Annotated in this window: 14 protein-coding genes; 5 read left to right on the top strand and 9 right to left on the bottom strand. The window is 63.0% G+C overall.

The genetic code is table 11. The annotated features are described in order from the left end of the window. The first annotated feature begins 15 nt into the window (after positions 1-15). Both PSTAB_RS07985 and PSTAB_RS07980 read left to right on the top strand, forming a co-directional pair. Positions 16-1,341: a DUF2254 domain-containing protein gene (locus tag PSTAB_RS07985; RefSeq protein ID WP_013982459.1), complete on the top strand. Its 1,326-nt coding sequence runs from the start codon at positions 16-18 to the stop codon at positions 1,339-1,341. A 153-nt stretch (positions 1,342-1,494) separates the two neighbouring features. Further along, complete coding sequence (locus PSTAB_RS07980) at positions 1,495-2,802, top strand: MFS transporter (RefSeq protein ID WP_013982458.1); 1,308 nt, start codon at positions 1,495-1,497, stop codon at positions 2,800-2,802. Between the two features lie 2 nt (positions 2,803-2,804). Here PSTAB_RS07980 and arfB read toward each other — a convergent pair whose 3' ends face one another. Further along, entirely contained in the window at positions 2,805-3,218 is a 414-nt protein-coding gene (gene arfB / locus PSTAB_RS07975; RefSeq protein ID WP_013982457.1) for an alternative ribosome rescue aminoacyl-tRNA hydrolase ArfB, read from the bottom strand. A gap of 135 nt (positions 3,219-3,353) precedes the next feature. Here arfB and PSTAB_RS07970 point away from each other — a divergent pair, with 135 nt between their 5' ends. Beyond that, positions 3,354-4,403: a metal-dependent hydrolase gene (locus tag PSTAB_RS07970; RefSeq protein ID WP_013982456.1), complete on the top strand. Its 1,050-nt coding sequence runs from the start codon at positions 3,354-3,356 to the stop codon at positions 4,401-4,403. A gap of 36 nt (positions 4,404-4,439) precedes the next feature. Here the strand turns inward: PSTAB_RS07970 and PSTAB_RS07965 are convergent, their stop codons facing one another. From PSTAB_RS07965 to PSTAB_RS07940, 6 genes are all read right to left on the bottom strand, one after another. Further along, positions 4,440-6,392, bottom strand: coding sequence for a methyl-accepting chemotaxis protein (locus tag PSTAB_RS07965; protein WP_013982455.1), 1,953 nt, complete (start codon positions 6,390-6,392; stop codon positions 4,440-4,442). A 171-nt stretch (positions 6,393-6,563) separates the two neighbouring features. Continuing rightward, complete coding sequence (locus PSTAB_RS07960) at positions 6,564-8,342, bottom strand: ABC transporter ATP-binding protein (protein WP_011912844.1); 1,779 nt, start codon at positions 8,340-8,342, stop codon at positions 6,564-6,566. After that, a complete protein-coding gene (locus PSTAB_RS07955; protein WP_255222857.1) occupies positions 8,335-8,964 on the bottom strand; it encodes a DsbA family protein in 630 nt (209 codons plus the stop codon). Before PSTAB_RS07955 ends, PSTAB_RS07960 begins: the two co-directional genes overlap by 8 nt. Positions 8,965-9,011: 47 nt before the next feature. Beyond that, on the bottom strand, positions 9,012-9,947 hold the full coding sequence (gene trhO / locus PSTAB_RS07950; protein ID WP_013982452.1) for an oxygen-dependent tRNA uridine(34) hydroxylase TrhO: 936 nt from the start codon (positions 9,945-9,947) through the stop codon (positions 9,012-9,014). Between the two features lie 126 nt (positions 9,948-10,073). Next, a complete protein-coding gene (locus tag PSTAB_RS07945) occupies positions 10,074-10,370 on the bottom strand; it encodes a BolA family protein (RefSeq protein WP_013982451.1) in 297 nt (98 codons plus the stop codon). Positions 10,371-10,381: 11 nt separating this feature from the next. Next, positions 10,382-10,888, bottom strand: a complete 507-nt coding sequence (locus tag PSTAB_RS07940) for a DUF2059 domain-containing protein (RefSeq protein WP_019406656.1) — start codon at positions 10,886-10,888, stop codon at positions 10,382-10,384. Between the two features lie 147 nt (positions 10,889-11,035). On the opposite strand from PSTAB_RS07940, the gene PSTAB_RS07935 reads away from it, so the two are divergent. Next, positions 11,036-12,430, top strand: coding sequence for a class II fumarate hydratase (locus PSTAB_RS07935; protein WP_013982449.1), 1,395 nt, complete (start codon positions 11,036-11,038; stop codon positions 12,428-12,430). A gap of 198 nt (positions 12,431-12,628) precedes the next feature. On the opposite strand, the gene PSTAB_RS07930 is transcribed toward PSTAB_RS07935, so the two are convergent. Further along, a complete protein-coding gene (locus PSTAB_RS07930) occupies positions 12,629-14,725 on the bottom strand; it encodes an FAD-dependent oxidoreductase (protein WP_013982448.1) in 2,097 nt (698 codons plus the stop codon). 484 nt (positions 14,726-15,209) lie between these two features. On the opposite strand from PSTAB_RS07930, the gene PSTAB_RS07920 reads away from it, so the two are divergent. Beyond that, complete coding sequence (locus PSTAB_RS07920; protein WP_013982447.1) at positions 15,210-17,501, top strand: MHYT domain-containing protein; 2,292 nt, start codon at positions 15,210-15,212, stop codon at positions 17,499-17,501. A gap of 646 nt (positions 17,502-18,147) precedes the next feature. Here PSTAB_RS07920 and PSTAB_RS07915 read toward each other — a convergent pair. Then, positions 18,148-19,298 (bottom strand): IS3 family transposase gene (locus PSTAB_RS07915; protein WP_085990600.1). Its coding sequence is split into 2 segments (ribosomal slippage): positions 18,148-19,061 and positions 19,061-19,298, totalling 1,152 coding nucleotides; the frame shifts between segments, so codons are not numbered across the junction. Between the last annotated feature and the right edge of the window lie 193 nt (positions 19,299-19,491).

Genomic DNA, 19,491 nt, shown 5'->3' with positions numbered 1-19,491 from the left:
TCGCAGGGAGCCCCAATGTCCGCAGTCACCAACAGGCTGTTTCGCCTGTATCACCGCGTCACCGGTAGCATCGCCTTCTACCCGACTCTGATCGCGGTCGGCCTCGCCAGCCTGTGCGTCGTCACCATCTTCCTGGAGATGACCTGGCTACAGCCTTACAAGGAAGACCTCGATCTGGGGCTGGTGAAGAACGCCGACAACGCCCGTCTGATCCTCGGCACGCTGGTGGCGGGCATCATCTCGCTGATGGTGTTCAGCTTCTCGATGGTCATGGTGGTGCTCAACTCGGCCGCGTCGTCGCTGTCACCGCGGGTGATCCCGGGGCTGATCAGCAGTCGCAGCCATCAGGTCGTGCTGGGCGTTTACCTCGGCACCATCATCAATTCACTGATGCTGATCTCGACCATTCAGGAAGGCGACGACATTAACGTACCGAGCCTGGGCATCTTCCTGGCGCTGGGGCTCGGCGTGATCTGCCTGTGCCTTTTCGTCTACTTCATCCGTTCCATTTCGCTCTCCATCCAGGTCGATTTCATCCTCAACCGCGTCTACAAACAGACCTTCGATCAGCTGCAACAACGCCATGCGCGGCTGGAGCGCCGCAGCATGGCGGACTGGCCGGATGACGACGGCTGGCAGGCCATTCCCGCAAGGCGCTCTGGCTATTTCAAGGCATTGAACATATCCGCCGCCCAGGCGTTGCTCGATGAGCAGGACGCCTGCATGACCGTGCAGGTGCACTACGGCTTTTTCGTCATGCCCGGACATCCGCTGATACGCCTGAACCGGGAGCTGGACGAACGCTGCGTAACGCAATTGCTCGACTGCTTCGACTTCTATGTCGAGGAGTATGCGCACCGGCATTTCTTCTTCGGCTTCAAACAGATCGTCGAGATTGCCGTGCGGGCGTTGAGCCCCGGCATCAACGATCCGGGCACGGCGATCAAGGCGATCGACATGATGGGCGTGCTGTTCGCCGAACGCATGAAGCTGCCGGACCATGACGTGGTTCCCGAAGAAGGCGCCCCGCGGATATTCCTGCGCGAGCTCGACCTGCATCGGATGCTCCTGCTGGCCTTCGGCTCGCTACGCGGCTACGGCCAGAACGACCTGCAGGTCCTGCTGACGCTGCTGCAAGCCTGCAAGAACCTCCTCTTCAGCGCACCGGGCATCGAGCACGAGCGGGTGATCCTGCGCCATGCGCAAGCGATCCTCGAACAGGCCACCGCCTCGCTGGACGGAGCGCTGGATCGGCAGGCCATAGCCGAAGCGGTGCGGATGCTGAATCAGGCTGTACGCCACGCTGAACCGCTACCGAACCCAGTAGAGCGGGAATCCTGAGCCATGCCTGCTGCCCAAGCGTTCAGCACGACAATCTCCATGTCTGTCCGACAGGCCACAGCCATATTCGACCAACAGGTCGCATCACGGCGCGCCACCGCACGGGCGTACCGCAACTTGTAATTGGTAGTTTCGTTACTTAGGGTGTTGCCGATGAAATCCTTGATCGCTCCCATCAGTTCACTGCTCGCCGGCGTGGCTCTGCTGCTGCTCGGCCACGGGCTACTCAACACACTCCTGACCCTGCGCGGCGTGGCCGAAGGCTACTCGACGGGGATGGTCGGCCTGCTGATGTCCGGCTATTTCGCCGGGTTCCTGATCGGCACCTGGCTGGCGCCATCGCTGATTCGCCGCATCGGCCATATTCGTACGTTCTCCTTCTACGCCTCGGTGGCCGCCACCGCCGTGCTGCTGCACGTGATGATCGTCAATCCGTGGGTATGGCTGGTCCTTCGCCTGGTCTACGGTATCGCCCTGGTCACGCTCTACATGGTGATCGAGAGCTGGCTCAACGCCCAGGTGAGCGGCGAGAAGCGCGGCCAGGTATTCGCCGTGTACATGGCAGTCAACCTGGGTGCGCTGGCGGCGGCTCAGCAACTGCTTGGGCTCGACAGCCCGATGGAATTCACCCTGTTTGCCCTGGCGACCATCCTCATCGGCGGCGCGATGATGCCCATCACCCTGACCCGCCAGCCGCAGCCGACCTTGCCCGACATTCCGCCGACCGACCTGCTGCAGCTGGCGCGCATCGCCCCACTGCCGCTGATGGCGGCCGGCATCTCGGGTTTCGTGCTGGGGGGCTTCTGGGGTCTGGCACCGGTGTATGCCAGCGAGATCGGCTTCGATGCGGCAGGCGTGGGGCTGCTGATGAGTGTCACCATCCTCGGCGGGGCCGTGCTGCAGTGGCCGATCGGGCTGTTTTCCGACAAGCACGAGCGGCGCACCGTGCTGCTCTGGGTAGTGGCGCTGGCGGCCGTTCTCGCGCTTGCCGTGGCACCTCTGATGGCCAGCCCGCTGCTGCTGGGGCTGATGTTCGTCTGGGGTGGCCTGGCGTTTTCCATCTATTCCATCGCCGTTGCGCAGATGGTCGATCAGCTCAATCCCGACGAGATCCTTTCCGGCTCCAGCGGCCTGCTATTGGCCAACGGCTTCGGCGCCGCGCTGGGCCCGGTGGCAGCCGGCGGCCTGATGCATCTGGTCGGGCCCATCGCCCTGCCGCTGTTCTTCGCGGTGGGCCTGGGCGTACTGGCGTTCTATGCCTTCTACCGGCCGCGCAAGGTGTTCGATCTGGTGACCGAGCCGCACGGCCACTTCACGCCGATCCTGCGCACCAGTCCCACCGTCATGGAGCTGATGCCCGACACGCCGGAAGACGCCGCCAAGCACGAGCCGGCCAACGAAGTCGAGCTGGATGACGTGCCGCCCGCCGAGGCAACGCCCGACGTGCGCACCGGCACCTGACCTCAGTAGTCGATCCGACCTCGCCCCGCCTTGATCGCGCCTCGCCGGCTCTTGCCTTCGAGCCGGCGCGTCTTCGAGCCGAGGGTCGGTTTGGTCGGGCGGCGGGCCTTCTCCACCTTGCCGACGCTGCGAATTAGCTCCGCCAGCCGCTCGAGCGCATCGAGGCGGTTCTGTTCCTGAGTGCGATAGCGCTGCGCCTTGATGACGACCACACCCTCCGCAGTGATGCGGCTGTCGCGCAGCGCCAGCAAACGTTCTTTGTAGAACGCCGGCAGTGACGAGCCCCGGATGTCGAAACGCAGGTGCAACGCGCTGGACACCTTGTTGACGTTCTGCCCGCCGGCACCCTGGGCGCGTATCGCGGTCAATTCGATCTCGGCATCCGGCAGCTGCACGGTATTGGAAATTTCCAGCATGGAGTGCGCCATGGACGATTGAGCTGGCGATTGTCCTACGCCGTGCCGAACCACGACATACTTTTTCGAAATTTGCCGATCAGGTGCCGCCGGCGCTTCGGCTAAGGTAATTTCCCCGCCCCCAGGGATCTGCACATGGACTCGATCACCCAGGCCTTACTCGGCGCCAGCGTACAGGGCGCGATGCTCGGACGCTGGCAAGGCCGCAAGGCGCTCGCCTACGGCGCCGTGCTCGGCACCCTGCCCGACCTCGACGTGGTCATCGACTACGGCGATGCAGTCGCCAACATGACCTATCACCGCGGCTTCAGCCATTCGCTGTTCGTCCTCAGCATCGTGGCCGTGTTGCTGACCTGGCTGATCAGGCGCTTCCGCCCCGATGAGCGATACTCCGGCACCCGACTGTTCCTCACCGTCTGGCTGGTGCTGGTCACCCATGTGTTGCTGGACGCCTTCACCAGCTATGGCACCCAGTTGCTATGGCCGCTGACCACCCCACCGATCGCCTGGTCCAGCATCTTCATCATCGACCCGCTCTACAGCGTGCCGCTGCTGATCGCGGTGCTGGCCGGCGCGCTGTTCGGCTTGCATGGCCGCACGGCCCGATGGCCCGCTTACGCGCTGGTGCTGACCACTTGCTACCTGGGTTTCACTCTTGCCGGCAAGCAGATGGCCGAAAAGCGCGTGCAGGCCAGCATCACCCGCCAGGGCATCGAGGTCGAGCGGATGTTCAGCACACCGACGCCGTTCAACAGCCTGCTCTGGCGGGTGATTCTGGTAGATGGCGAGCACTACTACGAGACGCTGGTGAGCTGGTGGGACGACGCGCCACCGGTGCTGGTGCGCCTGCCACGCAATGCCCACCTGGCCGATGCGCTGGACAGCTCACCTCAGCATGAACGGCTGCGCTGGTTCAGCGGCGATGTACTGCGCTACGACGTGGACGGCGACCAATTGCTGGTGACCGATCTGCGGCTGGGCATGACCGGCTTCCATCCGTTTCGCTTTCCTCTGGCTGAACGCAGCGCCGAGGGCTGGCAGCTGGTGGAACGCCCCGAACGCCTGCCGGCCAATCGGGGCGATATGCGCCGCCTGGAGAGCATCTGGCAGCGCATCTGGCAGCAGGAGCCCGCGCTGCCCCTGGCCGCCTGGGCGGCCGAGCTGAACGGCAAGGCGATCAGATAACGCGGCTCGTGCGCGAGCCGCGTCTGCCACGCGCCGTCAGGTACGGAACTGGCGGACCAGCTCCTGCAGCTCCACGCCCAGGCGAGCCAGCTCGGCGCTGGCACCGGCGGTCTGTTCTGTGGCACTGGCGCTCTGATCGCCGATATCACGCACGCGCGTCACGCTTTCGGAAATGTTCTCGGCTACCGCGCTCTGCTGCTCGGCTGCCGCGGCGATCTGCTGGTTCATCTGCTCGATGGTGGACACCGATTCGGTGATCCGACCCAGCGCGACGCCCGCCTCGTTGGCCAGGTCGACGGTGCGCTGAGTGAGGCTGCGGCTGCTCTGCATCTGCTCGACGGCCTGCTGTGCAACCCGCTGCAGATTGGCGATCAGCCCTTCGATTTCCTCGGTGGAATCATGGGTACGGCGCGCCAGAGCCCGCACCTCGTCGGCCACCACGGCGAAACCGCGGCCCTGCTCGCCGGCACGGGCCGCCTCGATGGCCGCGTTGAGCGCCAGCAGGTTGGTCTGCTCGGCAACCGCGCGAATGACTTCGAGCACGCTGCCGATCCGCCCGCTTTCGGCGTGCAGCGCCTCGATCGCATGGGCGGACTGATCCACCTCACCGGCCAGATTGCCGATCTGCCCCACGGCGTCCTGCACTACCCGATCACCCTGGCGCGCCTGCTGATCCGCCTGACGCGCGGCGATGGAGGCCTGCTCGGCGTTGCGTGCGACTTCCTGCACCGTGGCCGCCATTTCATGCATGGCAGTGGCGACCTGCTCGGTTTCCACCCGCTGGGTCTGAACGCCGGCACTGGTCTGGGCGGTCACTGCGGAAAGCTGGTCGGCTGCCGCGGCGATCTGGCTGACGCCACCGCCGATGCGACCGATCAGGTTGCGCAGGCTTTGCGTCATGCCATGCATGGCGTCCTGCAACTGCCCCACTTCGTCACGGCGCGAGCTGGGCTGGGAGTGCGTGAGGTCGCCGCTGGCGACGCGCTGCGCTTGCTGAACGGTGGTGCGCAGGGGGCCGACGATCATCCGCGAGATCATCGTGGCAGCCAGCAGGCCGACGAAGATCGCCAGCGTACCGATCACGCCGAGCAGCAGGTAGCTGCTGCGGCGCTGTTGCTGCATGGCATTGCTCGCGTTGTCCAACGCCTCGTTCGCAGCGGCGATCACCACCTCCGACTGTTGCGCCATCGAGCCTTCCAGGGCGATTCGCTCGGCGCGATTCTGGCGGAATTCGTCGAATGCGCTGCGATAGTGCTCCAGCTCCACCAGCGCCTTGTCCATGGAGGCCTGCTGATCGTCGTTCAGCCAGATCTTCAGATTGCTGCCGATGGCAACCACGTTGGCGTGCAGCTCGCTCCAGCTCTTGGCGGCCGCATCGGAACTGTTGGCCACGAACAGATTTTCCTGGGTCCGCATGTCGAGAATCTGCTTGGTCAGGCCCGAAGTCGCCTCGGCCACCGTCAGCGGGTCGCTGCCCTTGAGGCGATCCCCCTCCAGGCGCAGCACGCGCACGGCGTCATACATGTCCAGCTCGATGAACTCGAACTCTTCGCGGCTGACCTGCGCGGCATCCTGCATGCGCGTGCGCAGCGCCACGCCGCGTTCGATCAGCTGCATGTAGCGGTCGAACTGTCGGCCGTACTCGTCGGCGGCCTGCTGGATTCGCGTCAGGTAGGCACGCTCCTGCGTGCTCGAAGTGGCGGCCAGGCCGGTCAGTTCGGAACCGAGTCGCTGCAGCGATGTGTGCAGCGCGTCGGCCGAGGACTGCTGACGTGTCAGCGCGTAGTCACGCTCTGCGCCGCGCGCCGCAAGAATCGACGCATTGACGCTGGACAGCTGCTCGATCTGTTGCGCCCGACCCAGAATCTCGTCGACCGCAACGAAGCCGGTCGCCGCGACGCCAAGCGTGAGCAGCAGTACCAGACCGAAGCCGCAGATAAGCTTTTTGGCAACCGAAAGATTGGTGAATAGGTTCTGCACTGGTTCCATCAGAAAGGTTCCACAAAAAGGGGCACGCTCGGGAAGTCGGCAGAGATTACTAATAGTTGAGTGCGGCGTCAGGATATTTTTGACGCCTTAAGACTGGCGGTCGCCGCCTGGCTCGGGGCGGCGATACAGTCATCGGCAGGCGAAACGGCGATGGTCCGGCTGCGTGGGCAATCAGTGCTGCAGATGCCCATACAGGCGCGCATAAAGCCCGCCCTCAGCGATCAGTTGCTGATGATCACCATCCTCGGCGATGCGCCCACCGTCGAACACCAGCACTCGATCGGCCTGTTTCACCGCCGACAGGCGATGGGCGATGATCAAGGTGGTGCGGTCGCGAAGGAACCGATTCAATCCCTGATGCAAGGCGTACTCGGTCGCGGCATCGAGGGCCGAGGTCGCTTCATCCAGGATCACCACCTTGGGTTCGGCGAGCACCATGCGCGCCACGGCCAGCCGCTGCCGCTGACCGCCGGACAGTCGCACACCGGAGCGCCCGACGATGCTGTCGAGCCCGTTCGGCAGCTGGCGAATGGTATCGGCCAGTTGGGCGATCTCCAGCGCCCGCCAGCACGCCTCATCGTCCCGCTCGCGCCCCATGGTGAGGTTGGCACGCACGCTGTCGTTGAACAGCGCCGGATGCTGCAGCACGACCGCCACATTGTCGCGCACCGTGGCCAAGCCGATTTCCTCGAGCGGAACGCCGCCGAACCGAATCTGCCCCGATTGCGGCTGGTAAAGCCCCAGCAGCAGCTGCACCAGGGTGCTCTTGCCACCGCCGCTGGCACCGACGATCGCGACCTTTTCCCCCGGCGCGATGCTCAGGTTCAACCCCTCCAGAACCGCTTCGTCCTGGTAGGCGAAGTGAAGGTCGCGCACATCGATCGCCACCGTCGCCTGATCGGCGAATGGGTTGCGACCGCCGACATATTGCGGCTCGTCGGCGCGCGCCAGCAGCTGATTGATCCGCCCCAGCGCCCCGCCGGCCGCGTAGAACGCGTACTGCAGGCTCAGCAGTTGCTCCACCGGGCCGATCATGAACCACAGGTAGCTGAATACCGCGAGCATCTGGCCGATCGACAGGTCGGAAAACAGCACGGTCAGCATCGCCGCGGCACGGAACACGTCGATGCCGAACTGGAACAGCAGACCGCTGGCGCGGTTGGAGGCGTCGGTCTTCCATTGCGAAGCGACGGCGTAGTCGCGGACCTCCCGCGCGCGTAACCCCAGTCGACCGAGGAAGAATCCCTGGCGGTTGCCGGCACGCACTTCCTGTATCGCATCGAGGGTTTCGGTAAGCGCCTGGGTGAAGCGCGAGGTGCTGTCGTTCTCCAGCTTCTTCAGGTGCTTCACCCGCTTGCCCAGCTGCACGGTGGCGTAGATCACCAGCGGGTTGAAGAGCAGGATCAGCAGCGCCAGCTGCCAGTGCATCCAGACCAGGATCGCCGCTGTGCCGATGATCGATAGCACCGCCACCAGCAGACGGCTGAGGGTGTCACCGATGAATTTGTCGATGGTCTCCAGATCGGTGACCAGATGGGTCGCGACCGTACCGCCGCCAAGGCTCTCGTACTCGCCAAGGGCAATGCGCTTGAGGCGCTCGATCAACCGCACGCGAATGCGGTAGACGATGTCCTTCGAAAGCCGGGCGAACAGCCGTGCCTGCAGGACGTTGAACACGAGCGCCGAGGCCCGCAGCAGCAGGGTTATGCCAAGCATCAGGCCGATGTAGCCGGCCGCACTTTCCCAGCTGGCGGGCAGAAAGCGATCCATCACGCGCAGTGCCGCATCGCCGGTGCCGAGCAGCACTTCGTCTACCAGCAGCGGCAACAGCAAGGGGATCGGCACGCTGCAGAGCGTGGCCAGAACCGCGACCAGGTTGGCCAGAATCAACGCCTTGCGGTGGCGCAACGCAAGGCGGCGAATCTCCGCCCAACTGAGCTGGTCAGGCATGCGCATTGTGCTCCAGCCAGCGGCCCAGGAATGGAGCCAGCACCGTCAGAGGCTGGTAGCCATTGGTGAGCAGGGCCAGCTGGCCCTGGTGCTCGGCGAGCAGGGTCGGGAACCCGGCGATACCAAGATTCTCGACCCAGCTGAAATCCGCTGACGTTTCGGCCTTGGTGGCCGGGTCGTCATAGCTTTCGGCGAAGCGCTCGCGGGAGAGCCCGGCCGCCTCGGCCAGCTCCACCAGCAGCGCGGCTTGCGTGACATCACGCCCCTGTTGGTAGAAGGCCTGCTGGATCAGCAGCGACAGCGGCCAGACCCGGCTTTCATCGAGCCCGCGCGCGGCGACCAGGGCTCGGCAGGCGGGTTCGGTGTCGTAGATCAATCCGGCCGGCAGCCCCGTGTCGAAGTCGAATGACTGGCCGGTGGCAGCGTGCACGGCCTGCCAGTAGGACAGCGTGCGCGAGCGCCCGGCCTCATCCATCGCGACCTGTTCTCGGCGCAGGCCGCCGACCCTCAGCACGAGCGGCACGCCGTGCTCCGCGGCCTGCTCGGCAAGCCCCTGCAGCACGGGAGCGAAGCCCCAGCACCACGAGCACATGGGATCCATCACATAGATCAGTCGGGCCACTTCGTTACTCCCCTTAACTGCTTGGCGTGCTCGCGGGCCGGCGTGAATCAGCGTTCCTGCTCCCGCGGATCACGGCCGATGGGGTGAGGCTGGTTGCGCTGGCGGGCCAGTTCGATCTGCTTCTGCCGTTCGCGCGCACCGGCTCGCGTCTTCTCGCTCAGAGTGTCCCAGCAATGCGGGCAGCTGATACCCGCAGCGTAGTGCTCCGATTGCTGGTCTTCCACGGACAGCGGGGCGCGGCAGGCATGGCACAAGTCGAACTCACCGGCACTGAGGTCGTGGCGAACGGTGACCCGGTTGTCGAACACGAAGCAGTCGCCCTTCCAGCGCGACTGGGTCTCGGGTACCTCTTCCAGGTATTTGAGAATGCCGCCCTTGAGGTGATAGACCTCTTCGAACCCTTCGCCGAGCATGTAGCTCGAGGCCTTTTCGCAGCGAATGCCACCGGTGCAGAACATCGCGACCTTCTTGTGCTTCGCCGGGTCGTAATGCGCCTTGATGTAATCAGGGAATTCGCGGAACGACTTGGTCTGCGGGTCGATCGCGCCCTCGAAGGTACCGATCGCCACTTCGTAGTCGTTGCGGGTGTCGATCAGCAGAACCTCGGGATCATCGATCAGCGCGTTCCAGTCCCGCGGCTCGACGTAGGTACCGACCCGCTGATTGGGATCGACACCGGGTACGCCCAGCGTGACGATCTCCTTCTTCAGCTTCACCTTGGTGCGATAGAACGGCTGTTCGTCGCAGTAGGATCCCTTGTGGTCGATGTCAGCCAGGCGAGGGTCGCGGCGAAACCAGTCGAGCAGCGCATCGATCGCCTCGCGAGTGCCGGATACCGTACCGTTGATGCCCTCCTCCGCCAGCAACAGGGTGCCCTTGATGCCGTTTTCGGTAAGCGTCGCGAAGAGAGGGTCACGCAAGGCGACGTAGTCCGGCAGCGATACGAACTTGTAAAGCGCTGCTACAACGATTTTTCGTGTCATGGGGTTTTCCACCAGTGGTCACCCGCGTAAAGGGTGGACCGGATACAAACGAAAGCGCCGGCGTGGGCCGGCGCGAGCGCGATTCTAGCAAAGAACATCCGGGATGTTTCCCGTCCGTTGTCGCCTCTATTTATGCCCACCGGCGCAAACCGGTGATGCCGGAGCCACACGCTGCTGGGCCCATTCTTCCGGCGTGTAGGTGTGCAGGGCGAGTGCATGGATCTGCTGCATCAGCGGGCCCATGGCGGCGTAGGCTTTCTGGTGACGCTTGACCGAGTTCAGACCCGCGAACTGCTCGCTGACGATGACCGCCTTGTAGTGCGTCTCCAGGCCGCGGCTGTGAGTGTGGCTTTCATCGAGCACTTCCAGGTGCTCGGGCTGCAGAACCTGCAGGGCGTTTTGGATCAGATCGAGTTTGCGCATTGCCTGCTCTCTCAAGGCTTCTGTTTTTCGAGTTCGGCCGTCATGTCGGCCAACAGCTTGTTCACTTCCGGCACCGCGCTTTCGAGTTTGGCCTGGGTTAGCTGGGCAGACCGTGCATTGAGCTCCGGCAACTTGGCGAGCATCTTCTTGCCCAGTGGCGACTGATAGAAATCGATCAGCTGATTCAACTCGGTTTCGGAAAACTGACTGGTATAGAGGGACACCAGATCGGGCTTCAGCTTGTCCCAGCCTATGGCCTTGTCCAGCGCGGTGTTGGCCTGGGCCTGATAGCGCTCGAGCATCGCCTTCTTGCTCTCGGGCGCCTGAGCCTCGGCGAAACGCTGCGCGAACATCTGCTGTACTTGTGCATAGACAGGTACTGCAAGCCGATCGGCGTTCGCCAGCTTGAGGAAACGTTCCGCGCTGCTGGCGTGGCTGGCGGTGTCGGCCAATGCCGAAGAGCTGATGCAGAAAAACAGCATTGCGCAGCGCAACGCCTGGGTACGTAAGGTTGGCATTGGAAATCCCTTGGGAAGGCGATAGGTAGCCCTCAATGGACACATTCTGCGCCGAGAGTTCCAATGCCTCAAGCAACGACCGGCGGGCTATGGAACCGCCGGCACCGCAAGGCGGCCTAAACCAGCAATATCGAGCAGGAGCATGGCATGACGCGTATAGAAACCGACAGCCTGGGGCAGGTCGAAGTACCGGAGCAGGCTTACTGGGGTGCCCAGACGCAACGTTCGCTGAGCAATTTCGCAATCGGTGCCGAGCGCATGCCGATCGAGGTGCTGCATGCGCTGGCGCTGATCAAGAAGGCGGCAGCCAGGGTCAACAACCGCATCGGCGACCTGCCGCCCGACGTCGCGCGACTGATCGAACAGGCCGCCGACGAGATCCTGCATGCCCAGCACGACGACCAGTTTCCGCTGGTGGTCTGGCAGACCGGTAGCGGCACGCAGAGCAACATGAACGTCAACGAGGTCATCGCCGGTCGCGCCAACGAGCTGGCCGGTGGCAAGCGTGGCGGCAAGTCTCCCGTGCATCCCAACGACCACGTCAATCGCGCGCAAAGCTCCAACGACTGCTTCCCCACAGCGATGCACATTGCCGCTGCCAAGGCGGTCCACGGTGAGCTGCTTCCGGCTTTGGCCGAGCTGTCCGGCGGGCTGGCCGAACTGGCCGCGCGGCACAACAAGCTGATCAAGACCGGGCGCACCCATATGATGGACGCCACGCCGATCACCTTCGGCCAGGAAATGTCGGCATTCGTCGCTCAGCTCGACATCGCCGAGCGGACGATTCGCCAGTGCCTTCCGGCTGTTTATGAACTGGCGCAAGGCGGCACCGCAGTAGGTACCGGTTTGAACTCGCCGCATGGCTTCGCCGAAGCGATCGCAGCCGAGCTGGCCGCCCTTTCCGGCCTGCCGTTCGTCTCGGCGCCGAACAAGTTCGCCGCCTTGGCCGGCCACGAGCCACTGGTCGCGCTCTCCGGCGCGCTGAAGACGCTGGCGGTCGCCTTGATGAAACTCGCCAATGACCTTCGTCTGCTCGGCTCAGGACCTCGCGGAGGCTTCGCCGAAGTGCGATTGCCAGCCAACGAGCCTGGCAGCTCGATCATGCCTGGCAAGGTCAACCCGACCCAGTGCGAAGCGCTGTCCATGCTCGCCTGCCAGGTGATGGGCAACGACATGACCATCAGCTTCGCAGCGAGCCAGGGTCATCTGCAGCTCAACGTGTTCAAGCCGGTGATCATCCACAACCTGCTCCAGTCGATTCGGCTTCTGTCCGACGGCTGTCGCAACTTCAACACCCACTGCATCGCCGGCCTCGAGCCCGACCCGGCACGCATGGCAGAACATCTCGAGCGCGGCCTTATGCTGGTCACTGCGCTGAATCCGCATATCGGCTACGACCGAGCGGCCGAAATCGCTAAGAAGGCCTATGCGCAAGGCACCACCTTGCGAGAGGCAGCGCTGGAGCTTGGCTACCTGACCAGTGAAGAGTTCGATCAGTGGGTGCGGCCGGAAACGATGCTCGAGTCGGGACAGCGGGAGTAACGGACGCTGCTGATGATTTGGACGCCGGTCATTTGAGCGATCCTTCCTGGTTCGGCGAGCACGGCAGGCGCGGCCCCCCCCCGTGCCGGTGCTCGCCAGTGTCGTCGGATTCCAGCCGCAGCCGTCGAATCGATGATCGCTCGACCTAGGTGAATGCGGCGCAAACACCAGTGACAGCAACTACAGCCAGGTTGATGTCTACCTTTCGACCCGCCAGCGGTTCAGCCGCTCGGCCCAGGTGAGCATCCTCGGCGAGCGGTGCTGTTGCCGCCAGGCTTCGGCGACACGTCGCAGTGCTTCACCCTGGGTCGGACTCAGCTGGACTGCGTCGCCGAGCTTGTGCATGCCCACCTTGTATTTCATCGCCACAACGAACCCGGCTAGCGTTTCACTTGCCTGCTCGCCAACGATGGTGACTCCCAGAATGCGGTCGTGGTCGTGCTCGGTGAGCACCTTGACGAACCCCTGCTCGGCGCGTTCGGCAACTGCACCGGGAAGGGTCGCCAGGTCCAGTCGGGTAGTCTGGAACTCGAGCTTCAACGCCCCGGCTTCGTGTTCGGTCAGGCCCACCGTAGCCATCTCCGGCGAGGTATACACGGCCCGAGGCAGGACTCGATCGCTTACTACGAACCGCTTGAGCCCGCCGAACAGCGCGTTGACCGCTGCGTACCAGGCTTGGTGCTCCGCCACATGCGGAGCCCCGTACGGCCCGGCGACGCTACCCACCGCGTAGATATTCGGGTAACGCGTGGCCAGGTACTCGTCCGCTTCCAGCGTACCGTCATCGCCACAATGCAGCTTCAACTCGTCCAGTCCCAGTCCTTCGACATCGGCGTATTGCCCGAGCATCAGCAACAACCGATCAAAGGGCAGCGATTGCTCTTCGCCCTCGCCTGCCCGGCAAATCAGCCGGTGCTCACTGCCGGTCGACTCGACCCGCTGCGCCGTCAGTCCAAGGCGCAGGTCGATGCCGGCGGCAATCAGTGCAGCGGTCAGCGCCTGGGCAGCTTCAGCATCTTCCTGGTCAAGCAGGCGCTCGTCGGGGCTGGCTACGGTGACCCTGGAACCCATGCGCTGAAAGAGCTGGGCGAACTCGCAGGCGCCTGCCCCGCCGCCGAGAATGAGCAGGCGCTCGGGCCGCTCGTGCAGTTGCAGCAAGGTATCGCAGGTCAGGGGCTCGACTGCGTCCAGACCGGGGATAGGCGGTAGCCACGGCCGGCTTCCGGTGGCAATGACGACCGCCCGGGTGGTCAGCGTGCGGCCTTCCACCTCGACCGTCCAGGGCGAGCTCAGCCGCGCTTCGCCTTCAACCACCTCGACGCCATGCCGCGTGCAATCGTCGACCGATGCGTGATGCCGGGCGGACTCGGTCAACTCGCGGACCTGCATCATCAATTCGCCAAACGCTTCGACGGGGGGCTGGCCGCCGTGCCTTGTATGGAGTTCGTTTGCCAGGCGTCGAAATGCCTTGGTTGGCACACCGCCCTCATGCATGGCAACGCCACCGAGGCGCTCGCGCTCAACCAGACACACCCGCGCCTTGTAGGTCGCCGCTATGCGCGCCGTCGCCAGCCCGCCCGCACCGCCACCGATTACCACAAGGTTGTAATCGAAGCGCTTCGGCTTGCGCCAGCCGCGGTACACCTTGCGAGCCTTGTAATAGGTGAGGAGCCGCGTGGCGATGACCGGGAACACCGCAAGCAATACCAGCGTGCTGATGATGCTCGGCGACAGGATGTCGGACAGCGCGCGCACGGCGACCAGCTTCTCGCCCGCGTTAACATAGATGGCATTGCCGGGCAGCATGCCGAGTTGGGTGGTCCACCAGAAGGTCCAGACCTTGATTCGCGTCAGACCCAACGCTGGATTCAGCAGCACAAACGGTACGATGGGGATCAGTCGCAACGAGACGAGGTAGAAGGTGCCATCGCGCGTCAGCCCCTTGTTGATCCCGGCGATCTGTTTGCCGAATCGCTTCTGCACCCAGTCTCGCAGCATGAAACGACTGATGAGCATGGCCACCAGTGCCCCCGCATTCGAGGCGAAGGATACGAGCAACGTCCCCTCTATCAGACCGAACAGAGCCCCGGCAAGCAAGGTCAGCACCACCGTACCGGGAAACGACAGCGCCGTAAGCGCCGCGTAAACAACGAAGAACACCCCAGCAGCCCACCATGGATGATCCTGGACTTTGGCCTTCAGGGCGCCGCTGTGGGCCTTGATGGATTCGAGGGTGAGGTACTCGCCGAGGTCGAAAGCGAAGAAACAGACCACTGCGACAATCAGCAGGGCCACGATGATCCATCGGCTGGCTTTCATCCGTGCACGGCCTTAGTAAACCGTGAAACGGAACGGTAAGGGACGCGGGCAAGGCCGTCTGCGGGATTAACGAAAGCGAAAAGCATCGGGATGGTGTTCTCCATTAACGTCCTGTTGGAGCTTCGAGGCGCGCCGGCGTTCCAGCAGATAAGCAATATGGCCGGAACGGCTTGGGCCGATGACCGCTTTACTTCGAACTTCGCAATCCTGCTCGCGTCAGCTCGACGTCCCGCGACTGTGTTGTCCCACCGTGTTGGAGGCACGATCCTCAAGGTGCGTAGACTTGCGATCGTTCAAAAGCCGTTGAGCCGCAGCTACAGATCCGTGCAGATTTCCAAGCTCCGCGTACTTGACCGATAATCGGGCGCCCGGTGACGGGACGTATCGTCGCTATATGAGTCAAAGTTCTTAGACGACGTCGTGCACGTTTCTCTCGCTGCGCTACCGGGAGCTGATCCGCATGATGCATACCACTTACAACGTCTCTCTGGTCGTACTGTCGGTCATCATCGCGATAGCCGGCTCCTACACCGCCCTGGACCTCTCCAGCCGCACACGAGAGACCGAAGGCTGGCCTCGACAGGCCTTCGTCGGCGCCGCTGCCCTCTGCATGGGCGGCAGCATCTGGGCCATGCACTTCGTAGGCATGCTGGCATTCGGCATGCCGGGCATGCAGGTCCGTTATGACCTGGCGTTGACGCTCGCATCCTTTGCGGTGCCTATCGCAGTTACCGCCATCAGCTTCTTTGCCGTAAGCAAGCGCGGCATTACGCCCCGAACGCTTGGCTTGGGTGGCCTTTTCATGGGACTGGGCATCGGTGCAATGCACTACATCGGCATGGCGGCAATGGTCGTAGATGCCGAGCTCAGTTACGCCACCGGTTGGGTGGTACTGTCGTTCATCATCGCAATCAGCGCCGCGACGGTAGCGTTGTGGCTATCAGGCCGAGGTACCAGCCTGTCAGGGCAGGCGCTGTCGGCTGCGGCAATGGGAGTCGCGATCTCCGGCATGCACTACGTGGCCATGATCGGCGCGCATTTCACGCCATTGGACGACGCCATGAGCGCCACGCATGACGGTGACCTGGATATGTTATCGCTGGCTGTTGCGATATCCGCGGCGACCTTCATCGTTCTGTTTTTTGGGCTGGTGGCCTCGATGTATGACAGGCGTCAGGCGCGTCGTAGCTGGCAGGAGGCTTCGGCCCTGCGCCTGAGTGAAGAGCGATTGCGCGAGTTGTACAGCAAGACGCCTCTGCCATTGCACTCACTGGATCAGGATGGGCGTCTCGAATCGGTAAGCGATGCGTGGCTATCACTGGTGGGCTACCGCCGGGAGGACGTGATCGGCAGACCGCTCGTGTGTTTCATGACCGAGGCATCGTCTCGTCAGTTCCTCGAGCATGACTGGCCGTCGCTGCTCGAAACTAGCGAATGCCGAGACGCGGAGTACCGCTTGGTCGCCAGAGCCGGAACGTTCGTCGATGTGCTGGCCTCGAGCAGGGTGGAACGTACATCTACCGGGCCGCTTATCCTCGGCGGGCTCATCAACGTGACGGAACGCCGGCAGGCTGAAGCGGCCTTGCGGCAGGCGCAAAAGATGGAGGCGATGGGCAAGCTGACCGGCGGCATCGCCCATGACTTCAACAATCTCTTGGCCGTCATCGGTGGCAGCTTCGAACTGTTGCGCAAACGGCTGCCGCCGTCAGATCCCCGTACCGAATCACTGATCGAAAATGGCTTGCAGGCGACTCGCCGAGGTGCGGGGCTTGTGCAACGTCTGTTGAGCTTCGCGCGTAAACAGGAGCTGCGACCAAGCGCCGTCGCACTGCCAGATCTGGTGATCGGGATGCGAGAGCTCTTGAAGCGCTCGGTGGAAACCAACATCAGCATCGATCTGCGTTTTCCGCTAGATCTGCCACAGGCGTACGTCGATGCGAACCAGCTGGAGATGGTCCTGATCAACCTGGTCGTCAACGCCCGGGACGCCATGCCGGACGGCGGATCGATCTGTATCGAGGGACAGTCCCGAACAGCCGCCGAAGCCGGAAGAATCGATGCGCCCGGCTACGTCATTCTTATCGTTCGAGACGACGGTATCGGTATGGAGCCGGAAGTTCTTGCCCGCGCTACCGATCCATTTTTTACAACCAAGGGCCCCGGCAATGGCACGGGGCTGGGTTTGTCGATGGCCCATGGCCTGGCCGAACAATCCGGGGGTCGTCTGCAGATCCACAGCCGCCCCGGCAAGGGCACCACAGTGGAAATCTGGCTACCCATCGCCACAGAGCGACAGGCCGAACAAACGTCGGACCGTGTCGAACCTGGCCCCGGCCCACAGCTAACTGCCCCTGCCGAGCTATCGCTGTCGGTCCTGGTCGTGGATGACGATCCCCTGGTGTTGGACAATACGGCTTCGATGCTCGAGGATCTCGGCTGCCAGGTAACCGCGGTCAACAGTGCGGAAACGGCATTGGGTCTACTTACCCAACGTGTTGCTTACGACATTCTGATAACGGACCACATGATGCCTGGCATGACCGGCGCTCAACTGGCGGACCGGCTGCGAAACGAGCAGCCAGAGCTGCCTGTCCTTGTGGTCAGCGGCTACGCCGATCTCGCCGACAGCCCACGTCAGCTTCAAGTCCTGGCCAAGCCGTTCACCCAACAGACCCTTCTGGACGCCATTCAGCAATCGATAGGGGCTTCAGGCAAGGGCGCTGTTGTGGTGGACTTTCACCAGAAGCGATAGTGGGAGTCGCCTATCGCGGCGGGTCCCATTCCTACAGCGCAAGGTCTGGCTAATGGGTACGAGAGCTTCAAACCTTCCGAAGCAGGCTCTGCTCAGCCGTGACGCTTGCTGTGGAGGACGACGGGACGTAGTCACATTGCGGTCCATCTATCGGAATCGTCGACGACTCAAGTACGTCACGCTGCCGAACCATCAACTCAAACGGCAGCCCCTTCGATTTCTTGCATGACGAAGCCCGCGCATCGGACGCAGCCGTTTCATTCATTTGGGTTGACCGGGATGAGGAATCTCCCCGCTCTGCCAGCCAGCCAGCCAGCCAGTGAATATGCCAGGGGCACGAACGGTAATCGTCATTTAGACAGGATCGTTGACCAGCCGGCCGGGTAGGATCGGAACGAGGAAGGACGAGTACCTTGCCTCTCGTCGGTCTCTGGACTTAGACGGTTACTGTGGAACCGCAGTTTGCTAGGCCGCGTTAAATAGGGTGACCTTATCGCACCACCGTAAGCCCTACCCTGCCCACTCTCCGTCACCAGCCTTCCAGGCTTTCCGGTGCGGCAGCCAGGCCCCCCAACGACGTGGCTCAAACATCATTAATATGCTTGCCCAGATGAGCTTGCCTGCTTTCTGAACCGCCCCGGCTTTCCTAGACACTCTCCAAGCTCTGGAAATAACGCTTTTCAAACTCCACTGGCGACAGCTGCATAGCGCTGCTGTGCCGGCGCTTGGGGTTATAGAACATCTCGATGTAATCGAACACATCACTGCGGGCTTCTTCGCGAGTGCCGTAGGTTTTCCGTCGGATGCGCTCCCGCTTCAGCAACTGGAAAAAGCTTTCCGCGACCGCGTTGTCGTGACAGTTACCGCGTCGACTCATGCTGCTGATTAGGTTGTTGGCCTTTAGGAAGCTCTGCCAGTCCGAGCTGCTGAACTGGCTGCCCTGGTCGGAGTGGATCATCACCTCCTGCCTGGGCTTGCGCCGCCAGACCGCCATCAACAACGCATCGATGGCCAGGTCGCTGCACATCCGTGGTTTCATCGACCAGCCGATCACCTGGCGCGAAAACAGATCCAGCACCACCGCCAAGTACAACCAGCCCTCATAGGTGCGGATGTAGGTGATGTCGGTGACCCAGACCTTGTTCGGCTCGCTGACCTTGAACTGCCGCTCCAGGCGGTTGGGCGAAGCCACCGTCGGTTTACCGCCGTAATAGCCGGGGCGCCGACGATAACCGGTCTGCGAACGCAGCCCCTCCACCCGCATCAGGCGAGCCACGCGGTGCCGGCCACAGGACTCGCCCAGCTCACGCAGGTCGTCGTGGATCTTGCGGTAGCCGTAGACCCCGCCGCTTTCCAGCCAGGCATGCTTGATCAATCCGAGCAGGCGCTGATCTTCCTTCTCGCGTGCGGATTTCGGCTCGGCCAGCCAGGCGTAGTAACCGCTGGGATGTACCTGGAGGGTCTGGCAGAGACGCCGTACCGGGTACTCCACCGACAGCTTGCTGATGACGGCGTACTTCAGCCGGACTCCTTGGCAAAGTACGCGGCGGCCTTTTTTAGGATGTCTCGCTCTTCGGTCACCCGCTTGAGTTCCGCGCGCAAGCGACGCAGCTCGGCCTGTTGATCATCTACCTGCTGCCGCTGTGCTTGGGGCTTGCTGTAGCGCTTTACCCAGGCGTACAGGCTGTGCGCGGACACGCCTAGACGCTCCGCCACATCGGCAACGCGCAAACCGCGCTCGGTGACTTGCTTGACCGCTTCGATCTTGAATTCTTCGGGGTAACGCTGGTTGCTCATGGCACCTCCTGATGGGCCTCATTATGAGGCTTGGAGGTGTCTACGAAACCAGGGGCGATTCATTCATCCAGCAGCGTCCGCTTAGCGAGCCAAGCTATCACCGACAATGCTGTGCCAGTGCAGCAGCCGTACTTTTACCTCAACCGCCGCAGCGCCTTCAAAGCCACCGGCAGCATCGGAGCAGCCGGCCTCG

The organism is Stutzerimonas stutzeri, assembly GCF_000219605.1.
Classification (GTDB): domain Bacteria; phylum Pseudomonadota; class Gammaproteobacteria; order Pseudomonadales; family Pseudomonadaceae; genus Stutzerimonas; species Stutzerimonas stutzeri.
This window is presented reverse-complemented; position numbering and strand designations above follow the sequence as displayed.